The 20,087-nt window shown below is 64.0% G+C and carries 16 protein-coding genes; 5 read left to right on the forward strand and 11 right to left on the reverse strand.

The features are described 5' to 3' along the window. Positions 1-9 precede the first annotated feature (9 nt). From LB557_RS20570 to LB557_RS20615, 10 genes are all read right to left on the reverse strand, one after another. Complete coding sequence (locus tag LB557_RS20570) at positions 10-1,221, reverse strand: NAD(P)/FAD-dependent oxidoreductase (RefSeq protein WP_015315844.1); 1,212 nt, start codon at positions 1,219-1,221, stop codon at positions 10-12. A 52-nt stretch (positions 1,222-1,273) separates the two neighbouring features. Then, a complete protein-coding gene (gene hemH / locus LB557_RS20575) occupies positions 1,274-2,338 on the reverse strand; it encodes a ferrochelatase (RefSeq protein WP_140661787.1) in 1,065 nt (354 codons plus the stop codon). A 211-nt stretch (positions 2,339-2,549) separates the two neighbouring features. Next, positions 2,550-4,619, reverse strand: a complete 2,070-nt coding sequence (locus LB557_RS20580) for a bifunctional metallophosphatase/5'-nucleotidase (RefSeq protein ID WP_224641111.1) — start codon at positions 4,617-4,619, stop codon at positions 2,550-2,552. Positions 4,620-4,829: 210 nt separating this feature from the next. After that, the gene (locus LB557_RS20585; RefSeq protein WP_224641108.1) at positions 4,830-5,207 is read right to left on the reverse strand and encodes a hypothetical protein; all 378 of its coding nucleotides are present in this window, start codon (positions 5,205-5,207) and stop codon (positions 4,830-4,832) included. Between the two features lie 185 nt (positions 5,208-5,392). Next, positions 5,393-6,838, reverse strand: coding sequence for a homospermidine synthase (locus tag LB557_RS20590; protein WP_140661790.1), 1,446 nt, complete (start codon positions 6,836-6,838; stop codon positions 5,393-5,395). A 152-nt stretch (positions 6,839-6,990) separates the two neighbouring features. Next, on the reverse strand, positions 6,991-7,920 hold the full coding sequence (locus LB557_RS20595) for a heme-dependent oxidative N-demethylase family protein (protein WP_224641106.1): 930 nt from the start codon (positions 7,918-7,920) through the stop codon (positions 6,991-6,993). A gap of 19 nt (positions 7,921-7,939) precedes the next feature. Next, a complete protein-coding gene (locus tag LB557_RS20600; RefSeq protein WP_224641103.1) occupies positions 7,940-8,602 on the reverse strand; it encodes an aminotransferase class IV family protein in 663 nt (220 codons plus the stop codon). Next, positions 8,551-9,705 (reverse strand): aminodeoxychorismate synthase component I, encoded by a 1,155-nt coding sequence (locus tag LB557_RS20605; RefSeq protein ID WP_411970561.1) that lies wholly within the window; start codon positions 9,703-9,705, stop codon positions 8,551-8,553. The genes LB557_RS20600 and LB557_RS20605 overlap by 52 nt, the downstream gene beginning before the upstream one ends. Before the next feature lie 162 nt (positions 9,706-9,867). Further along, positions 9,868-10,647, reverse strand: a complete 780-nt coding sequence (locus LB557_RS20610) for a proton-conducting membrane transporter (RefSeq protein WP_140789040.1) — start codon at positions 10,645-10,647, stop codon at positions 9,868-9,870. A gap of 357 nt (positions 10,648-11,004) precedes the next feature. Beyond that, positions 11,005-12,843 (reverse strand): M3 family oligoendopeptidase, encoded by a 1,839-nt coding sequence (locus tag LB557_RS20615; RefSeq protein ID WP_224644326.1) that lies wholly within the window; start codon positions 12,841-12,843, stop codon positions 11,005-11,007. A 191-nt stretch (positions 12,844-13,034) separates the two neighbouring features. On the opposite strand from LB557_RS20615, the gene LB557_RS20620 reads away from it, so the two are divergent. The 3 genes from LB557_RS20620 to LB557_RS20630 all read left to right on the forward strand — a co-directional run bounded on the left by LB557_RS20620 (position 13,035) and on the right by LB557_RS20630 (position 17,160). Next, positions 13,035-14,576: a sigma-54-dependent transcriptional regulator gene (locus LB557_RS20620; protein WP_140875214.1), complete on the forward strand. Its 1,542-nt coding sequence runs from the start codon at positions 13,035-13,037 to the stop codon at positions 14,574-14,576. A 368-nt stretch (positions 14,577-14,944) separates the two neighbouring features. After that, a complete protein-coding gene (locus tag LB557_RS20625; RefSeq protein WP_140619397.1) occupies positions 14,945-16,783 on the forward strand; it encodes a DUF882 domain-containing protein in 1,839 nt (612 codons plus the stop codon). Between the two features lie 182 nt (positions 16,784-16,965). Next, the gene (locus LB557_RS20630) at positions 16,966-17,160 is read left to right on the forward strand and encodes a hypothetical protein (RefSeq protein ID WP_224641090.1); all 195 of its coding nucleotides are present in this window, start codon (positions 16,966-16,968) and stop codon (positions 17,158-17,160) included. A gap of 77 nt (positions 17,161-17,237) precedes the next feature. Here LB557_RS20630 and LB557_RS20635 read toward each other — a convergent pair whose 3' ends face one another. Beyond that, a complete protein-coding gene (locus LB557_RS20635; RefSeq protein ID WP_140823126.1) occupies positions 17,238-17,876 on the reverse strand; it encodes a 2-dehydro-3-deoxy-phosphogluconate aldolase in 639 nt (212 codons plus the stop codon). Positions 17,877-18,077: 201 nt separating this feature from the next. Between LB557_RS20635 and LB557_RS20640 the strand changes: the two genes are divergently transcribed. Next, a complete protein-coding gene (locus LB557_RS20640; protein ID WP_015315859.1) occupies positions 18,078-19,010 on the forward strand; it encodes a rhodanese-related sulfurtransferase in 933 nt (310 codons plus the stop codon). 117 nt (positions 19,011-19,127) lie between these two features. Further along, positions 19,128-19,865 carry a tellurite resistance TerB family protein gene (locus LB557_RS20645; protein WP_224641088.1) on the forward strand — a complete coding sequence of 246 codons (738 nt, stop codon included), beginning with the start codon at positions 19,128-19,130 and terminating at the stop codon, positions 19,863-19,865. Positions 19,866-20,087: the final 222 nt, after the last annotated feature.

Here is a 20,087-nt window from a genome sequence, read left to right on the forward strand (position 1 = left end):
GGTATGCACTCAGCGGTTGAAGGCAAACAGGCTTGCATCCGTGTCTTCAAGCCCGCCGATCGAAGCAGAGATGATCTCGGCGGCGATGCGCGAGAAGGTAATGCCGTTGCCGCCATAACCCATCACGGCATGGATGCGCGGGTGCCTGGGAATGGCGCCGATGTAGGGGAGGCCAGTGGTCGTGGTGCCGAAGGAGCCGGTCCAGGCAAAGTCGGGCCGGGTGTCGAGGTGCGGAAACATCAGGTCGAGTTTTGCGGCAATGCGGGCGCTTTTGTCGGCTATCAGCTTATCGCGCCGCGTCTCGTCAAGGAATTCCTCGTCCTCGCCGCCGCAGATGACCCGGCCATCGGCGGTTGCCCTGACATAGAGGTAGGGATCCGACGCCTCCCAGATGAACGCCGCACCCGGCCAGAGCTTCCGTGGTTGCGGACATGTCGCAATCGCCCATGTCGAGATGACCCGGTGAGCGGCCGCCGGCACGATGTCGATCAGCTCGTAACCGGTGGCCAGGACAACATGCCGTGCCGTGATGGTGGGGCCGTCCGTGGTTGCCACCACCACCTCATCGGCGCTGTCCTCGATCGCCGTCGCTTCGACGGGTGCGTATAAACGTGCCTTGCGCTCCAGCGCCTTGAGCAGCAGCCCTGCCGTCAGCTTGCGAGGGTCGAGCGCGATGTTGCCATGGCTCAGGATGGCGCCACCCCGATCGATGCCGAATGCTCCGGCCAATGGCGCCGATGTAAGATAGGTCGCGCCGATGCCGGCCATCTGCCGCGCCTCGGCTTCGTCCCGGAGTTCCGATGGGCCGAGCACGGTGCCAGCCAGATAAAGCGATTGGGTGCGGCTTATGCCGCAGTTGATGCCGAGTTCGGCGATGCGGGCGGCAAGGTTGGAAACGGCTAGCCGGGAGCGTCGCCAGGCCTGCCGTGCCTGGCCCTTGCCGATCATCCTCGAGAGCGTTGAAAGCGGCTGGTCGATCTCGAATTGCACAAGCGCGGTTGTTGCCGCCGTCGATCCTTTCAGCGGGCCACGCCGGTCGATGCAGATCACGGCGTGAGCGCCGGCTGTCAGCGCCTCGGCCATCATGGCGCCGCTGATGCCCATGCCGACGATCAGCACATCGGTCTTGACGTCCCGGGTCAGACTGCCAGTCGGTACCGCGGGCGCCCGATAGGCGGACCAGACGGGCCGGCCAGTGCTGAGGTCAAGTTTGCGGAGCATTGAGTTCTCCGGAGGCGCTGCTCAACGCTCCGGAGCTGGTGTTGTTCCGGCATCAAGCCCAGCCTGACAGCTCGCGCCGTACCATCGCTTCGATCACCGCCATGCCTTCAGGGCTGTCATTCAGGCATGGTATGTGGGCGAAGTTCTTGCCGCCGGCATGGTGGAAGGTCTCGGCCGCTTCGCGGCCAATCTCATCCAGCGTCTCGATGCAGTCGACTGAAAACCCCGGATTGACGATGGCGATCGACTTGACGCCGTCCTTGGCCAGTTTCTCCACAGTCTTGTCGGTGTAGGGCTGCAGCCATTCTTGCGCCCCGAAGCGTGATTGGAAGGTGGTGATCAGTTTTCTTTCGTCCCAGCCGAGCCTGTCGCGCAGCAGCCGCGTCGTCTTCAGGCAATGGCAATGATAGGGGTCGCCCTTCTCAAAATAGGGTTTTGGAATGCCGTGATAGGAGGCGATGACCACCTCCGGCTGGAAATCCAGGGTCGCCAGGTGCCGTTCGATCGAACTGGCCAGCGCCTCGATGTAGACTGGCTCATCATAATAGGGCGGCACGCTGCGGACGGCAGGTGCCGCCCGCATCTTCATCAAGGCGCGAAACAGCTGGTCGTTTGCGGTGGCGGTCGTCGTCGCCGAATATTGCGGATAGAGTGGAAAGCTCAGGATGCGATCGCAGCCTTGTGCGACCAGCCTTTCGGCGACGCTCGACGTCGAAGGGTTGCCGTAGCGCATCGCCCAGTCGACGACCACGTTGGGCAGATCGCGTAGCGCCTCGGCCAGTTTTTCACCTTGTGCGCGGGTATAGGTTCGCAAAGGCGACTCGTTCTTCTCCCGGTTCCAGATCCTGGCGTAGTTGGCGCCCGACTTCTTCGGTCGCGTGGTCAGCACCAGTCCATAGAGGATGGGATACCAGATCGCCTTGTTGAGTTCGATGACGCGTGGATCAGACAGGAACTCCCTGAGATAACGCCACATCGGCCTGAACTCGGTGCCGTCGGGTGTTCCAAGGTTGACCAGCATGACCCCTATCTTGCCGGTCTTGACGGGCGGATGCCCGACCGGTCGTGGGCCAGGGGCTTTCGCGGCTTTGGGATCGACAATAGTGGAAAGCGGCATATGGGTCTCCGAGACGTGAACCTAACGATCCTGCAGGAGCTTTCAATGCCGCGTCTGGCCGCACCTTACAGCATGTCGCGGCGGATAGGATTCGCCCGACCTGCCGTAAGCTTCTGATAATCGAGGACACCTCCGGGCGACATGCATCAGGCCATGGAAATATAAACCCGCCCGGTTCCCCGGGCGGGCGATGTGGCGGAGCTGGACGAAATTACTTCGCCGGGATGGTCAGTGTCGCGCCCGGCATAAGCCGATGCGGCCTTTGGCCCTTGTTCGCCTCATAGATGAGCTTCCACTTGGTCGCATCGCCATAGGCCTTCTTCGCCAGATCCCAGTAGGTATCGCCGGTCACGACGACATGATTGCCGGTGGCTGGTGTGGCTTCAGCGGGCTTTGCCGGCTCGGCGGGCGCGGGCGTCGCAGGCGCAGGAGTGGCCGGCGCGGGAGTGGTCTCGGCAGGCTTCGCCGGTTCGGCAGGTGCCGGCGGGGCCGGTGGTGCAGGCGCGTTTTCCGTCGATATGGCTGGCGGCGTGTTGGCGATATCGCCTGAGTTGGCAGGCAATTCCGGCATTGCCGGTGCAGCCGGTTTGGCAGCCTCGGCCGGTGCCGGCGCTGCCGGTGCGGTCTCCGCCGGCTTTGCTGGTTCGGCGGCGGGAGCTGCCGCTGTCGTCGCTGCGATCTCGGTGATGCGGCCGTCGAGCTTCGGCGTATAGGGCCGGTGCGCGCCGAGATAGTCGGCCATGACCTGTTCGAGGCCAGGGCCGTAATCATAGGCGTTCTTGGCCTTTTCGGCGAAGACCTTGTAGCCATCGCCGCCCTGGCGGACATAGTTGTTGGTGGCGACCAAATAGTCCTTGGTCGGACTTATCGGCGTCCAGGCGCCGTTTTCCATCACCTCCACCGACTTGACGCGGCCGGCATTGGGCGCGACCGATTTGTCGAAGGAATATTTGAGGCCCGCCACCTGCGGGAAGCGGCCGGCGCCGTCCTCGATCTGGCTGAGCCCGCCTTCGAGGCCGGCGACCAGGTCCTTGCCGGAAATCTGGAAGGTCGCCAGCGTGTTTTGAAACGGCAGCACGGTCAGCACCTCGCCCATGGTGACGGTGCCCTTGTCGATGGAGGCGCGCAGGCCGCCGCCATTTGAGATGACGATCTCGACGCCCTGTCCCTTGACGCGGTCGAGGATGGCGTCGGAGACGAGATTGCCCATCGCACATTCCTTGGCGCGGCAGCTTTCGCGGCTGCCGTCGATGACGTCGGTGGTCTCGGCCACTTCCTTGTTCTTCAAGGCCTCGATCGGCGCGCCAAGCTCCTTGATGCGGGCGAGCACGGCCGGGTCCGGCGTGATCGATTTGTCGAGATAGATCGGGTCGCCGCTTGCCGATTTGACGACGCCGTTGTCGTCGAACACCACCTTGAACTCGCCGAGATATTTCGAATAGGACGCCGCCTGCACCACCGGCACCCTGTAGCCGCCGGGGTTGTCGACCATGGTCGGGTAGGGGCCAGCCGCCTTCGGATCGGTATTGGACAGAAGCGTGTGGCTGTGGCCGCCGACCACGATGTCGATGCCAGGGATCTTGGCGATAACGTCGCGCTCCCTGTTGTAGCCGATATGGGTCACGGCGATGATCTTGTCGACGCCTTCTCCCTTGAGTTTCTCGACCTCGGCCGTGATCGACTTGACGTCGTCCTCGATTTTGATGTTGGGGCCGGGGGAGGCGAGTTCGGGCGTGTCGTTGGTGACGGCGCCGATGATGCCGATCTTCTGTCCACCGACCTCGACGACGATCGACGACTTGACGCGGTCGCCGAGCTTGGACTGCGCGTTGGCCTTGACGTTGGCGCCGAGCACCGGGAACTTGATCATGTCGAGGAACGGCGCCAGCGCCGCCTCGCCGTCGTCGAATTCATGGTTGCCGAGTGCCATGGCGTCGAACTTCATGTCATTGAGGAACTCGCCTTCTACCTTGCCCTTGTATGTCGTGTAGAACAGCGAACCCTGGAAATTGTCGCCGGCGCTGAGCAGCAACACGTTCTGGCCTTCCAGCTTCTTGCGTTCCTGGGCAATGGCGGTGATCAGCCGGCCGGCGCCGCCGATGCATTCGCCCTTGGTCTCCTCCTCGGCCGAGCAGGTCGATTCGTATTTGTTGTTGCCTTCGATGCGGCTGTGCCAGTCATTGATGTGCAGGATGTTCAGTGTATAGTCGGCAAAGGATGCGCCGGCCGACAGGCCAAGCGTCGAAGCGGAAAGGGCGGCAATGGCGGCAAGCTTCTTCATCTTCGTCTCCCGGTAGGCTGATCAGAGGCGTCTGGCGCCCTTGCTTGACTGGGTATTACAGCCAGCCTTTCGATCATGTTCCCATCGCGTTCGGGCCGACGCAAGCGGAAATGCGGCGGTATCTCCAGGCGCGAAACCCGGGATTGCCGGTACAAAAAAGAACGGCGGCCGAGGGGCCGCCGTTCTTTGTGACTGGAATGTTCGCCGAGTTCAGGTGCGCCGCGTCAGCACGAAATTCTGGCCGGCGGAGCTGGTGCAGTTGAGCTGGCTGGTCGACACCATCAGGCAATTGAAGCTTACCGGGGTTTGGCGGATCAGCGAGGTGCCGCTGATCTGCACCGACGTGGCGCCGGTCATCGTGTAGCTGCCATCGGCAAGCTTCTGTCCCGTGTCGGTGGCGACGGTCGTGAAGGTGCCGCCCGTGAAGGTCGACAGGCCGGTGCCCTTGGCATCGATCCAGGAACCTTCGACCCCTTTCGGGGCGGCGGCCATGGGCGGCGTATCTGGGCCGCTGGTGGCACAGGCAGCAAGCATCGAGGCAAGGGCGCCCGCCAGGCCCGTCGAAAGAACTTTGCGCGCAATCATCATATGAAATCCTCTCCAAACGCGTCGTCCCAGAAATCGGGCCGATTTCTGGGAATTGACGCGAACGTCCAAAGTGCCGGGGTATGCTTTAGGCGTTCAACGGACGCACATCGCCACCCCAGGCCGCCTCCCTTCAATCGCCCGATTTCCGGGCGATTGCAAGGCAATGGCGCATGGTCCGGGTGGTGCTATCGGACGAGGATGTTGCGGAATTGCCACGGGTCGCTGCGGTCGAGGTCCTCCGGGAAGAGACCCGGGCGTCTGTCGAGCGGCGTCCAGTCGGTATAATAGCCCTTGACCGGCCCGAGATAGGGCGACTGCACGTCCAGGCAGCGTTTGTAATCCATCTCGTCGGCCTCGACGATGCCGGCGGCGGGATTCTCCAGTGCCCAGACCATGCCGGCCAGGACAGCCGAGGTGACCTGCATGCCGGTGGCGTTCTGGTAGGGGGCCAGCTTGCGCGCTTCGGCGAGCGACAGCTGCGAACCATACCAGTAGGCATTCTTGTCATGGCCGTAGAGCAGGACGCCGAGTTCGTCGACACCGTCGACCAGTTCGTTCTCGTCGAGCACGTGGTGCACCGGCTGCGGCTTGCCGGCGGCACCGAACATCTCGTCCAGCGACAGCATCGCATCGTTGCAGGGATGGTAGGCGTAGTGGCAGGTCGGGCGGTATTGAACCTTGCCCTTCTTGGAGCGCACGGTGAAGAAATCGGCGATCGAGATCGCCTCGTTGTGGGTTACCAGCAGGCCATATTGCGGTCCCGGCGTCGGGCACCAGGAGCGTACGCGGGTGTTGGCGCCGGGCTGCTCCAGGTAGATCGCGGCCTTTGAACCATGCTTGTGCTTCTTGCCGTTCTTGGGCATCCAGGTCTCATGCGTGCCCCAGCCGAGCTCGGCTGGCTGCAACCCCTCGGAGATGAAGCCCTCGACCGACCAGGTGTTCCAGAACACATCCATCGGCTTGGGCTTCTTGGTCCGCTGGGTGTCGCGCTCGGCGATGTGGATGCCCTTGACGCCGGCCTTCTTCATCAGCTTGGCCCAGCCCTCGCGGTCGTCCTGCGATGGCTCGGAGAATTCCATGCCAAGATCGGTGGCGAGGTTGACCAGCGCCTGCTTGACGAACCACGACACCATGCCGGGATTAGCACCGCAGGTGGATATCGCGGTGGCGCCGCCCGGCTTGTCGTGCTTTTCCTTGATCAGCGCCTCGCGCAACGCATAGTTGGTGCGGCTGGCGTTGTCGGCCTTGGCGTCGAAATAGAAGCCAAGCCAAGGCTCGACGACGGTGTCGATATAGAGCACGCCGAGCTTGCGGCAGAGCCGCATCAGGTCCACCGAGCCGGTATCGACCGACAGGTTGACGCAGAAGCCCTGGCCACCGCCATTGGTCAGAAGCGGCGTCAAAAGCTTCTTGTAGTTCTTCTCGGTCACCGCTTCCTGGACGAAGGCGATGCCGCGCTCGTCGAGCAGCTTGCGATCGGTATCGCGCGGGTCGAGGACTGTCATGCGCGACTTGTCGAACTTGAAATGGCGCTCGATGAGCGGCAGCGTTCCGCGTCCGATCGAGCCGAAGCCGATCATCACCACGGGGCCGGTGATCTCACCGTAAACGGGCCAGTTTTCGTTCGCCATTTTATCGAGCACTCCTTCAACTACGTCCAAAAGCCGGGCAACTGCGTTCAAAAGCTGGGCAACTGCGTGCAAAAGCCCGGCATTTTCGCCCAACGGCCATGCGCTACATCACAGATCATTGTCACAAACCAGCGAAAAGCGCCAACCAGCGACTACGCGTCCTTGGCCATTTGGTTAAGGACGGCGATCAGCCGATCGCGATCCGATGTCAGGCCCTTGTAGTCGAGCTGGGCGACATCGAGTGCTTCGAGCTGCGCGGCAAAGGACGCTGCCAGCGTCGCCCGGTCCGGGTGCCGCGCCAGCACGGCGAGCGGGTCGAGATGGATGCGGATGGTGAACAGGATGTCGCGTGAGGCGGGCAGTTTGCGCAGCGTCTGGCGCTCGACCCGGATGAAGGCGTGCGTCTTCACGTCACCGTCGGGGAAACGCGTCGGCCGGCTGGTGGCGCGGTCGATGCGCTCGATGTTGGACAGCGGATGGTAGAGTGCATCGCCTGATTGGATCGACCAATTGTAACGTTCGACGGCCTGGCCCTGCAGGCCATCGAACATCCGGTTGATCAGATCGGCCGGCCTTGTGCCTGGGCCGAAGCCCGGCACCGGCTCGTGGATCTGCTGCAGCGGCTTGCCGAATTTTTCGACAAGCGACCAGGACGAGGGAAAGCACAGCGAACCCGCGGCGAGCCGCCAGCCGTCTTCGCCCCGCCGCATGAGGATCAGGTCCTCCTGGACCAGCAGCGAGGCCGCGACGAGGGGGGCGCCGGCGAGGCTGGAGGGGATCGTGGGACGGCTCGTCGCACCCACGACCGCAACGCCCGCATCGCTGCGCCGGTGGGTGTCGGGAAATCTTTCCGGCAGGTAAGCGCCGAGCAGTTCGAGCACTTCCTGCTGGGCGTCACGCGTACCGTCCTGCTCGACGAAGACGCATTCAGGGATTTCGGCATAGAGCCGGCGCTTTTTAGCGAGGTAGGGCAGCAAATGGCCGTCTACCTCGATCCAGTTCGCGGGGTCGAGCGGCTTCAGCCCGATGGTGAAGAGTTTCGACGAGCCGTCATACGGCGTGTGGGCGGGTAGGGACGTCATGCCTCAGATCAGTTTGACTTCAGATTAGTTTGGCCGGGATCAGCCCGCGCAGCGAATTGCCGACGAACAGCGCCTTGGCGGATTTCAGGTCATTCAAGCTGTAGATCGCTTCACTGGCGCCGCCTTCATCCAGAAGCGCGCCGCGCAGTACGCCAGGCAGCAGGCCGCAATCGAGCCGGGGCGTTGCCAGCACGCCGTCGCCGAAATCGGCGAAGACATTGGTGATCGTGCCTTCGCAGATCTCGCCGCGCTCATTGGCCAGCAGCACCTCATCGGCCTGGGTGACGAGGTATTCGGAGCGGGCATGGGTGTAGGGCTGCCGCCGGCTGGTCTTGTGGCGCAGCAGCATGTTGCTCGAATCGAGCCTCGTCCGCGCCAGCCGCAGTGCCCACACCTTGTCGGCGGCAAGCGGTTCATAGGGCTGCGCCGAGGCGTTGGCCTGGCCATTGCGCGACAGGGCGAGCCGCGTGCGCATGGCGACGGGCGATCGATCGACCGCGTCGCTCAGGGCCTCGCCAACCCTTTGCGGATCATAGCTGAAGCCCAGTTCCGCCGCCGAGCCGTAAAGGCGGGCAAGATGGCGATCGAGGCGCAGGAAGCCCGAGGCGGGCTCCCAGCGCATGGTCTCGATCAGCTCGAAACCGGCGGTGTCCCCGTCGCGAAACGGGCTTTGAGCAGACACTCCTGGTACTCCTCTTCCGCGACCGAATCGAAGACGATGCCGCCGCCGACATTGTAGACGGCTTCGCCGCTGGCAAAGAGCGAGATGGTGCGGATCGCCACGGAAAAGCGCATCGTGCCGCCGGGCGCGATCCAGCCAATGGCGCCGCAATAGACATCGCGCGGCGTGGCCTCCAGATCGTGCAGGATCTCCATGGCGCGGATCTTCGGCGCGCCGGTGATCGAGCCGCAGGGAAACAGCGCCGCGAATACCTGTCGTATCGAGAGGCCGGGCAGCAGCTTGGCCCTGACGTCGCTCACCATCTGGTGCACGGTCGGGTAGGTCTCGATGCGGAACAGTTCCGGCACCTCCAGCGTGCCGACCTCGCTGATCAGCGATATGTCGTTGCGCAGGAGGTCGACGATCATCCGGTTCTCGGCCTGGTTCTTCTCGTCATTGCGCAGGAAATTCTTCTGCCGCTCGTCCTCGTCCCCGGTTGCGCCGCGCGGTGCGGTACCCTTCATCGGATGCGTCTCGATCATCCCCGCCGCATCGATCTCGAAGAACAGTTCGGGCGAGCGCGACAGGACGATCGGGTCGCCCAGCGCGATCAGGGCGCCATATTTCACGGGCTGGCGTTCGGTCAGCGCGTCGAAGGCGGCGAGCGGATCGCCGGACCATTGCGCGTGCACCGGAAAGGTCAGGTTGCCCTGGTAGCAATCGCCTTGCCTGATGTGCCGATGCAACCGCGAGAACCGCTTCTCGTAGTCCTCGAACGACCACGTTGCCCTTGCGTCGAAGATCGGGCCGTTGGTCGGCGTGCCTAGCGGCGGCACCGCTTCTTCATCAGGAGCATCGAAGACCCCGAGGCAGACCAGCGGGGCCCGGCGCCGGCCCGGCAGCAAGGGAACGAGTTTCGGTTCGAGCAGGTAACCGGCCTCGTAGGAGAAATAGCCGGCCAGCCATTTGCCGGCATCGTGCGCGGCCTGCGCCGCTTGCAACGCCGCCGGGAAGTCTTTGGGCTCATGCGCAACGATGACATCGGCCGGCCGCTTGAAAACGAGCTGGCGCGCGCTTTCGTCGTTGCGGAAAATTGCTGCGGGCAGGGACATGGGAACCGGGATCGATGGAGCTGACGATCGCTCTATATAGGGGGCCGGGCGCGCGCAATCGAGGGAACGGCACCCTGTCCCTCAAAGCCGACCTTTGCCGGATCGAACCTTGCCGACAAAAGAAAGCGGCGGCGCCCTTGGCGCCGCCGGTCGCATGGCCTCTGTATCCGTCGTTCAGGTATTGCTGGCGGTTCCGGCCGTCGGAAACTGCTTGGCGAATTCGGCCTCGTTGCCAGCGGCGAGCAGCTTGGCCTGCTCGATCCAGCGTTCGCGCGCGATGCGGCCGTCGAAGTTCATCACCTCCTCGATCCGCTTGATGTCGGCTGGTGTCCAGCCGGCGATCTGGGCGTATGTGGTCACGCCTTGCGCCTTGAGCAGCTTTTCGTTGACTGGGCCGATGCCGATCAACCGGCGCAGATTGTCGGGCTTGCCCGACGCCGGCTTGGCCGCTGCCGGTGCGGTCTTCTTTGCAGCGGGTGCTGCCTTGGGCACGGTCGAAGTCTTCGCCGGAGCCTTGGTCGCCGGAGCCTTGCTCTGCGAAGCCATGGCTGCCGGTGCCGAAGCAGTTGCGAGTTTGGCGGCCGCGGGCTTCGGTGCTGCCTTTGCCGGGGCCGCCTTCGCGGCGGCTGGCTTGGCTGCCGCCGCACCGGATTTTGCAACGGCTGGCGTCGACATCAGGGCTGCCGGTGGCTGACTTGACGCCTTTGCTCCGCCGGTGCCCGACGAGGCCTGGGCCTCGCGCAGCTGACGCTCGAGGTCGGAGCGGCTCTTGCCGCATGCACTGAGTTCGCCGGTCAGGCGGTCGCTGTCGGCGCGCAGCTTGTCGCGCTCGCTGCGGGTGCGATCGAGGTCGCCGCGAAGACTGTCGAGCTCACCGCGCAGGCGCCCCCAGATGAACCAGCCGACCAACACGCCTACCAACAACGCCAGGACCACGTAGAAAAAAGTGCCCATTGTCTCTCTCCAGTCAGATCCGTCTGCCGTGGGTCATGGCCTTCGGCGCAGGACTACTCGGTGATGGTTCCGCGGTTCGCGGAACAGCCGGCTTCGGTCAAGCTGTCGGCGATCGGCTTTGCCTGCCCATGGCCAACGGCCGTTGTCGCGTTCGCCTGATCGCCACGGCCGGCTGAGATTTCCCTCGCCGATCCGCATGCGCTCCGGCTGAGCTTAAACGGAAAGCTACCATAGAGCTTGCGGAAAGCTATGGGAAAACGTCGATGTAGAGTTCTTCAAGAACAAATATTTAGGGCAAGAAAAGTGCGGCCCGAACATGCATTCCGGCTAAACTGTTCTTGCCGGGCGAGAGGCGTCTCAATCGTCGAGCGTTTCCAGTTCGTCAATCAGACCGCCGATGACGCCGAGCCCGATCTGCCAGAAGGCCGGATCGGTGGCGTCGAGGCCGAAGGGCGCCAGAAGCTGCGAATGATGCTTGGTGCCGCCGGCACGCAGCATCTCGAAATATTTGTCCTGAAAGCCGCGTTCGGCATTCTGGTAGACGGCATAGAGCGAGTTCACCAGGCAGTCGCCGAACGCATAGGCATAGACGTAGAAGGGCGAGTGGATGAAGTGCGGAATGTAGGTCCAGAACACCTCGTAGCCCTCGCGCAACTTGATCGCCGGTCCGAGGCTTTCGGCCTGCACCTCCAGCCAGAACTCGCCCAGCCTGTCGGATGTCAATTCGCCGTTGCGACGCTCGGCATGCACCTTGCGCTCGAATTCATAGAAGGCGACCTGGCGCACCACGGTGTTGATCATGTCCTCGACCTTCTGGGCGAGCATGGCCTTGCGCTCGCGCCGGTCGGTGGTCCGCTCGAGCAGCGAGCGGAAGGTCAGCATCTCGCCGAAGACGGATGCCGTCTCGGCCAGCGTCAGCGGCGTCGAGGCCATCAGCGCGCCCTGGCCGGCGGCCAGCACCTGATGCACGCCGTGCCCAAGTTCATGCGCCAGCGTCATCACGTCGCGCGGCTTGCCCATGTAGTTGAGCAGCACATAGGGGTGAGCCGAGGGTACGGTCGGATGTGCGAAGGCGCCCGGCGACTTGCCCGGACGCACCGGCGCGTCGATCCAGTTGCGGTCGAAGAAGGTGCGCGCGATCTCGGCCATCTCGGGCGAGAAGCGGTGATAGGCCGACAGAACCGTGTTCCTGGCCTCATCCCAGCCGATCACCGCCTGCGGCGTCTCCGGCAAGGGCGCGTTGCGGTCCCAGTGGTTCATCACCTCCATGCCGAGCCAGCGCGCCTTCATCGCATAATAGCGGTGCGACAGGCGCGGATAGGCCTCGCGCACGGCGGTGGCGAGCGCATCGACCACGCCGCGTTCGACGCGGTTGGCGAGGTGGCGTGAATCGGCAATGTCCTCGAAGCCGCGCCAGCGGTCCGAAATTTCCTTGTCCTTGGCAAGCGTGTTGGTGATCAGCGTGAAGGTGCGCAGGTTCTTGCGGAAGGTCGTGGCCAACGCCTCCGAGGCGCGGCGGCGGACCTCGCCGTCGGCATCCTGCAAGCGATTGAGGGCCGGCTCCAGCGTCAGTTCCTCGCCGTCGATATCGAAGCGAAGATCGGTCATCGTCTCGTCGAACAGGCGGTTCCAGGCGCCGCGCCCGGTTATCGATTTCTCGTGGAAAAGCTGCTCGACACGGTCCTCGAGCTGATAGGGCTTGTCCATTCTGAGATCGAGCACCCACGGGCGGTAATGCCCGAAGGCGGGATCGGCGGCCAGCGCGCCCTCGATCGCCGCATCGTCGATCAGGTTCAGCTCGAGCGCGAAGAACAACAGATGCGCGCTGGCGTCGGTCATCTTCTCCTGGATGTCGCCATAGAGCTTGGCGCGCTGCGGATCGGCGGTATTGCCGGCATAGACGAGGCCGGCATAGGAGACGATACGGCCGATCAGTTCCTCGAGCGCCTCGTATGCGGCCAGTGCCTCGCCCAGCCTGCCGGTAGTTCCGCGCCCGGCCCCGGCGGCGAGCGTGCCTTTCCAGCGGGCCTCGAATGCGACGGCGTCGGCCGCCGCCTTGGCAATGTCACGCTTCAGTTCCGGCGCCTCCATGCCGGCATAAAGGTCGGCGAGGTTCCATTCCGGCAGATCGCCAAGCCCGGCAGCGCCCTGACCGGACGCTGGCGCTGCAATCCGCCGATCAAACATCATGCGCATCGAGATACCTTCTTTGAATCAAATGGCCTGGGTTGAATCACGTGGCCGCAATCACGGAGCCGGACTCAACGGGAATGGAGAAGCCGGTCAAATCCTAAGGAATTCGTTCACCGGGTTTTTTGAAACCTTATTTAGAACCCTGTGCCAAGATGATCCATGGGGTTTTCGGGCGCGGGCGAAGCAAGACAGTCATGACAGGTTCCATACTCATAGTCGATGACGATCCCGTGCAGCGCCGGCTGCTCGAGGCCGCGGTGACGCGGTTCGGCCATACCGCGATCGTTGTGGATGGCGGTACCGCCGGCCTCGAAGTTCTCGACGGGCCTGGCGCCCGCGATGTCTCGGTCGTGATCCTCGACCTGGTCATGCCCGGTCTCGACGGCATCGGCGTGCTGAAGGCGATGCGCGAGCGCGACATCAGCGTGCCGGTCATCGTGCAGACCGCGCAGGGCGGCATCGAGACCGTGGTTTCGGCGATGCGCCACGGCGCTTTCGATTTCGTCGTCAAGCCGGCTTCGCCCGACAGGCTGCAGGCCTCGATCTCCAATGCGCTCAAGGTCGAGGCGGTAGAGGGCGAGGTCAAGCGCACGTCGCGCAAACGCGGCGGGCTGCTGACCTTCAGGGACATGATCACCCATAGTCCGGCCATGGACCGGGTGATACGTCTCGGCCAGAAAGCGGCGGCCTCTCACATCCCGATCCTGATCGAGGGCGAGTCGGGCGTCGGCAAGGAACTGGTGGCGCGTGCCATCCAGGGCAGCGGCGACCGCCGCTCGAAACCCTTCGTCACCGTCAATTGCGGCGCCATTCCCGACAATCTGGTGGAATCCATCCTGTTCGGCCATGAGAAAGGCTCGTTCACCGGCGCCACCGACAAGCACACCGGCAAATTCGTCGAGGCGCATTCCGGCACGCTGTTCCTCGACGAGATCGGCGACCTGCCGCTCGACGTCCAGGTCAAGCTGCTGCGCGCCGTCCAGGAAGGCGAGGTCGATCCGGTCGGCGGCCGCTCGACCGTCAAGGTCGACATCCGGCTGATTTCGGCGACGCACCGCAACCTCCTGCAACAGGTCAAGGACGGCAAATTCCGCGAGGATCTGTTCTACCGGCTGAACGTCTACCCGATCTTCGTGCCGCCGCTGCGCGACCGCCGCGACGACATTCCCCATCTGGTCACGCATTTCATGGAGAAGGTGGCGCCGGCCGACCCGCGCCATCGGCTGAAAGGCATTTCGGCGGCAGCACTTGCGGTGCTGCAGGCTTATGACTGGCCCGGCAACATCCGGCAGCTCGAAAACGCCGTCTTCCGCGCCTCGGTGCTGTGCGAAGGCGATGTGTTGACCGCCGATGACTTCCCGCAGATCCGCGCGCAGGTGGAAGGCACCGTCAATCTCGACGCGGACGACACGTTGGAAGCAAGCAGCGTTGCGCCGCCGCCGTCGCTGGAGCCGCGCGACGAGGACGTCGTGCCCGACGAGACCGCTCCGGCGGCTGTGCCGCCGGCCGGGGTCCAGGCCCGCTTCGGCACGCTGCGGGCGCTCGACGAGCGCGGCAATGTGCGTGCGCTGGCCGATGTCGAGCTCGAAATGATCAAGCTCGCCATCGATCACTACAATGGCCAGATGAGCGAGGTCGCCCGCCGGCTCGGCATCGGTCGCTCGACGCTTTACCGCAAGCTCAAGGAATATGGCATCGACCCGGAAACCGGCCGCGTCGACAGGCTTGCTTCCTGAGCCGCAAGGCAGGCACCAGTTTCCCTCGTTATTATATGGTTCGACAGAGCGCCGTCGCCGGATAATGGCGGCGCTCGACGGGGTATTGTTCACGCATTGAGGCCGGCGGTAACAGATTGTGTTCGGCCCAAGCCGGAATCCTGATCTAAACCAGCGGTTTACCAAGAAACCTTGCGGACAATTTTTGACGGGATATCGCCATGGTCTTACCGCATTTTGGCTTCAATAAGCGATGATTAACCATTAGGATCGATATTCGGATGTGAAAACGACACGTCCGTTTGGGCAAATCCGGGGACAAACGGCAGCCTGCAAGGCCTTTTGATTTGAACAGAATCGAACGACTCACAAACGGGCGGCACTATCATTTGAGCGTCTGGCCGAGATGGTTGGCGGCGGTGATTGTCGCATTTGGTTTTGTTGCCGCGGCCGCCACGGGCGCCCAGGCCGAAGTTCGTTCACTGAAGCTCTACCATCTTCACACGCATGAGAAGGCGGAGATCGTCTACAAGCGCAATGGTCGCTACGTTCCCGAAGGCCTGAGGAAGATCAACATCATTCTGCGCGACTGGCGTCGCAACGAGCCGACCAAAATGGACCCGCGTCTGCTGGATCTGGTCTGGGAGGCGTATCGGGAAAGTGGCGCCACCGATTATATCCAGGTCGTCTGCGGCTACCGTTCGCCGTCCACCAATTCGATGCTGCGCAGCCGCAGCCGCGGTGTCGCCGAGAAGAGCCAGCATATGCTTGGCAAGGCGATGGATTTCTACATTCCCGGCGTACCGCTGAAGAAGCTGCGCAACATCGGCCTCAAGATGCAGGGCGGTGGTGTCGGCTATTACCCGACCTCCGGTTCGCCATTCGTCCACATGGATGTCGGCAATGTGCGCCACTGGCCCGGCATCAGCCGCCAGGAACTGGTCAGCCTGTTCCCCAATGGCAAGACGCTGCATGTGCCGAGCGATGGCCGGCCGCTGCCCGGCTATGAACAGGCGCTGGCCTCCTACAAGTCGCGCAAGGGTTCGGGCACACCGAATATCGAAGTGGCCAGCGCTGGCGGCAGCGGCAAGAAATCCGGCGGGTTCCTCGCTGCCTTCTTCGGCGGCGGTGGCGATGACGAGGCCGACGACAGCGCAGACGTCGAGACCGCTTCGGCCGCACCCGCGCCCAAGGCTAGAAATCTGAAGCCGGCCGCGACAGCCAAGAGCGGCAACCTGCCTGGCATCGCCATCGTGGCCCCCGAGAATGCCCAGCGCGCCGACATTCCGCAGATTGCCGACGAGCAGGCTCCGGAACCGGAGAAGGACACGCCGGAGACAATCATCGCGGCGCTGCCGGCCAAGGAAATCCCGCTGCCCGATTTCGCGCCTCGGCCGAAGGCCGATGTCGGCGCACAGACGCCTGAAAACGTTCCCTTCGCCACGGCGGATGCGACGACCACCACGGAACAGGCCGTGGCGACCGCGCAGGCGCCGGCGAACATGCCTTTCGGCAAGGCCGATCCGGCGGCGCTGGCAGCGGCGGCCGATCCGGCGCAGGTCGCCGTCAACAATATCCCCTTGCCGACATGGCGTCCCGAACGCACGCTGCCGGCGGATCTCGCGCCGCCGCCCAGCAAGGATGTGCTGATGGCGCTGGCCGAAACGGCTGACCAAGGCAAGACCGCGACGGATGCGTTCTCCGTGCTGCCGACGGCGCGTCCCGAGCCGGCCAAGCCGGATGCCGTCAAGGCCGTGCTCGACGAGGCCAATGCCAAGGCCGGCGCCGCCGACGAATATCAGCTGGCCTCGCTGTCCGTAGAACCGCGTTCGGCCTTCAACGATCCGTCCGGTGTCGATGCGGCGTCGCCGCGCCAGGCTGTTGCCGGCCGGCCGGCCGGTTCGGATCCGGCCGCCGCGATCGGCGCCGGTGTGAAGACGACCCGCAAGGAAGCCAGGGCCACCGCCCGCGATCAGAAGCCTGGCCCCAGGGCCGTAGTGGTTGCCGCAGCGCCGCAGGCCGCCCGCTGGGCGCTGACCAGCGGCGAGAACGTCGCCACCGTTTCGAGTGCGACGACCGCGCCGGGTTACGCCTACAACATCGTGCATACGCCGCCGAGCGAGGTCTATACGGCCGGCTTCCAGCAGGACAATCAGGTGGCCGACGCCAATCGCTTTACCGGCAACGCCGTCAAGTTCCTGTCTGTCGCCCGCTTCCAGACGAAGTAACGAACAGGCCGCAGTATGCCGAGGCCGCGCCGGGGGACCCGCGCGGCTTCTTGCTGTCCCAGCGTGTGATGCATGCGGCCTCCGACCCCCTGAGGATCACGCGCGGCTGAACTTCTCGTGAAGCGGGAAACGGCCCACTCATTTCCGGTTTAGTGTGGGTACGCTCCAACCCGAGGATACTCATGAAAAAGATTATACTGGCATCAGTTATGGCGCTGGCGGCAGCATCAGCCGCCATCGCGCCATCACAGGCGGAGACCGTTGTCGTCAAGACCGACAATCATATGCATATGATGAAGAAGCACTGCCGCACCAGGGTGGTGACGCACTGGCGGCACCATCGCAAAGTGACGGAGACGGTCAAGGTCTGCAACTGATCGCAGTCTGGATTAGCCAGTCAGAAAGGCCCGGTCGACGCTCGTCGGCCGGGTTTTTCATGCCGTGCGGAAAGACGCTATTTCCCGAGTTCGCTGGCAGCGCGTGCGAGCGCTTCGATCTGGTCCCACTTGCCGGCCTTGACCATGTCGTCGGGCGCCACCCATGAGCCGCCGACGCAGATGACATTGGACAGGCTGAGATAATCGGCCGCGTTCTTGCCGGTGATGCCGCCGGTCGGGCAGAACTTGACGTCCGCCAGCGGCGAGGCAAAAGCCTTGAGCGAAGCGATGCCGCCGGACTGTTCGGCCGGGAAGAATTTCAGGAAGCGCAGGCCGGCTTCGCGCGCGGCCATGATCTCGCCGGGCGTGATGGCGCCCGGCAGCAGCGGAACCTCGCTGTCGGAGGCGGCAGCCAGAAGCTCGCGGGTGATGCCGGGGCTGACGATGAAGCGCGAACCGGCCGCGGCCGCTTCGTCGAACTGGCTGGCATCCAGAATGGTGCCGGCGCCGACGATGGCTTCCTCGACTTCGCCCGCCACGCGACGGATCGCTTCGAGCGCATCCGCGGTCCTCAGCGTGATCTCGATCGCCGGCAAACCGCCACGCGCCAGGGCACGGGCCAGCGGCACCGCATCGGCAACGTTGGCGATCTTCAACACCGGAATGACCGGCTGGCCATTGAGGAGCGACAGGAGGTTCTCGGTCTTGCTGGACATTCGGTTTCTCCTTGTCGGGGGCGCATCGAAGGGAATTTCAACCGATTAGCAGACAGGTATTGCCCTGTCCACGGAACCCATCGCGGCGCGATGTCACGCGTTGCCGCTCAGCTTAAAGGTTCTTTCCCGACAGGGCCATGACAGACGGATCGAACCCGTTTCACTTGAATCGGCTTCTACTAGCGTCTAGTTGCTCTGGCAATGACAACACTGCCCGCGCCATCCCAGCCAGCCCGCGTCGCCGCGCTCTACCGTTTTGCCCGGCTCGATGCTTTCGAGGCGTTGCGCGCGCCGCTTGCGGCCTTCTGCTGCGGGCGCGGCATCAAGGGCACGCTGCTCCTGGCGCATGAGGGCATCAACGGCACCGTCGCCGGCAGCGACGAAGCGATCGCCGCGCTGATCGAACACATCGAAGCGATCGACGGCCTGTCGGGTCTCGAGGTCAAGTACAGCAGTGCCGCGGCCATGCCTTTCCACCGCATGAAGGTGCGGCTGAAGCGCGAGATCGTCACCATGGGCGTCGAGACCATCGACCCGGCGGCAAGTGCGGGCACCTATGTGGAGGCGGGCGACTGGAATGCGCTGATCTCGCAAGCCGACACGATCGTCATCGATACGCGCAACGCCTATGAGGTCTCGATCGGCAGCTTCAAGGGCGCCGTCGACCCGGCGACGGCGAGCTTTCGCGAATTCCCGGCCTGGGTGGAAGCGCATCGGGCGGATCTCGAAGGACGCAAGGTGGCGATGTTCTGCACCGGCGGCATTCGCTGCGAAAAGGCGACCGCCTATGTGAAGTCACTCGGCTTCGAGGACGTGTTCCACCTCAAGGGGGGCATCCTCAAATACCTTGAGGAGGTTCCAGCGGAGCAGAGCCTGTGGCAAGGCGAGTGCTTCGTCTTCGACGAGCGGGTTTCGGTGTCGCACGGCCTCACCGAGGGTGATGCGGAGCTTTGCCGTGCCTGCCGCCATCCGCTGACGGCAAGCGAGCTGGCTTCGCCTCGATATGCCGCCGGCGTTTCTTGCCCGCATTGTTTTGACGCCCGCTCGGACGAAGACCGGAAGCGCTACGCGGAGCGGCAGCGACAGGTCGAGCTCGCGCAAGCGCGGGGCAGGGGACCGCACATCGGGTCCTGATCGAGGGCGCCGGGGCCGGGCAAACCGGGGCACTGTCATTGCAATGTCAAACTTCGGGACCTACGTCTTCGGCGTTCGAAACCTGCCCGTTCGGCTGGGCAAATCCTGGAGGCATCGATGTTCGATCCCAAGAAGCTTCTCGACGATCTGCTCGGCTCGCAAGTTCCCGGTGCTAGCGACACGGTCCGCGACAAGGCCGGCCAGGCGGTGCAGATGGCCAAGGACAATCCGCTGGCCGCCGGTGCGCTGGCCGCCGTGCTGCTTGGGACCGGCGCCGGCCGGCAGGTGACGGGTGCCGCGGTGAAGCTCGGCGGACTGGCCGCCATCGGTGGTCTCGCCTACAAGGCCTACCAGAACTACAAGGCCGGCAACGCACCGGAACAGGCGCCCGCGGCTGGCGAGCCGGAATTGCTGCCGCCGCCCAAGGACACCGCCTTCCACCCGTCGCAGGCGCCGCAAGGCGAGGATGAGTTCACGCTGACCTTGGTGCGGGCGATGATCTCGGCGGCCAAGGCCGACGGCCATGTCGACGACGAAGAACGGCGGAAGATCGCCGGCAAGCTCAGCCTCGCCGGGATCGACACCGATGCGGAAAAATTCCTGATGGCGGAACTGGAGAGCCCACTCGACCTCGACACGCTGGTGGCGGGTGCTCATACTGATGCGCAGAAGCTCGAACTCTACACGGCGTCGCGCCTCACGATCGACCCCGACACGCGCGCCGAGCGCGGTTACCTCGACCTGCTTGCCGGGCGGCTCGGCCTGCCGGACTCGCTGATCGACCATGTCGAGGCGACGGTTTCGGCGGCGAAAGTGCCCACGGCCGAGGGTACGCCACCCAATCCGCAGTGGTAACCCGGATTGGCACACAGGCCGTGGAGGCGTTAACCTTTCGTTAACTCAGGAAGCGCATGATTCTACACAGTCGGATCGGCTTTTCCTCCTCCCAAGCCCGGTTCAGATCAGGGCGGTCGCCAATGACCGCCCTTTTTGTCCGTCCTCGCCGGCTGCCCTCCAAACAAATGGGTTCACTTTTCGAGGCCATGTCCCAGTGGCCGCGCTTGCCATCGCTGCCAT

This window comes from Mesorhizobium sp. BR115XR7A, from assembly GCF_020165315.1.
Classification (GTDB): domain Bacteria; phylum Pseudomonadota; class Alphaproteobacteria; order Rhizobiales; family Rhizobiaceae; genus Mesorhizobium; species Mesorhizobium australicum.

What these genes read in the sequence shown, in the direction of transcription:
- LB557_RS20630 (WP_224641090.1), top strand. Translation starts at nt 16,966, where the DNA reads ATGAAAAAGATTATACTGGCATCAGTTATGGCGCTGGCGGCAGCATCA.
- LB557_RS20570 (WP_015315844.1), bottom strand. Translation starts at nt 1,221, where the DNA reads ATGCTCCGCAAACTTGACCTCAGCACTGGCCGGCCCGTCTGGTCCGCC.
- LB557_RS20640 (WP_015315859.1), top strand. Translation starts at nt 18,078, where the DNA reads ATGACAACACTGCCCGCGCCATCCCAGCCAGCCCGCGTCGCCGCGCTC.
- LB557_RS20615 (WP_224644326.1), bottom strand. Translation starts at nt 12,843, where the DNA reads ATGCGCATGATGTTTGATCGGCGGATTGCAGCGCCAGCGTCCGGTCAG.
- LB557_RS20580 (WP_224641111.1), bottom strand. Translation starts at nt 4,619, where the DNA reads ATGAAGAAGCTTGCCGCCATTGCCGCCCTTTCCGCTTCGACGCTTGGC.
- LB557_RS20620 (WP_140875214.1), top strand. Translation starts at nt 13,035, where the DNA reads ATGACAGGTTCCATACTCATAGTCGATGACGATCCCGTGCAGCGCCGG.
- LB557_RS20645 (WP_224641088.1), top strand. Translation starts at nt 19,128, where the DNA reads ATGTTCGATCCCAAGAAGCTTCTCGACGATCTGCTCGGCTCGCAAGTT.
- hemH (WP_140661787.1), bottom strand. Translation starts at nt 2,338, where the DNA reads ATGCCGCTTTCCACTATTGTCGATCCCAAAGCCGCGAAAGCCCCTGGC.
- LB557_RS20595 (WP_224641106.1), bottom strand. Translation starts at nt 7,920, where the DNA reads ATGACGTCCCTACCCGCCCACACGCCGTATGACGGCTCGTCGAAACTC.
- LB557_RS20610 (WP_140789040.1), bottom strand. Translation starts at nt 10,647, where the DNA reads ATGGGCACTTTTTTCTACGTGGTCCTGGCGTTGTTGGTAGGCGTGTTG.
- LB557_RS20590 (WP_140661790.1), bottom strand. Translation starts at nt 6,838, where the DNA reads ATGGCGAACGAAAACTGGCCCGTTTACGGTGAGATCACCGGCCCCGTG.
- LB557_RS20585 (WP_224641108.1), bottom strand. Translation starts at nt 5,207, where the DNA reads ATGATGATTGCGCGCAAAGTTCTTTCGACGGGCCTGGCGGGCGCCCTT.
- LB557_RS20635 (WP_140823126.1), bottom strand. Translation starts at nt 17,876, where the DNA reads ATGTCCAGCAAGACCGAGAACCTCCTGTCGCTCCTCAATGGCCAGCCG.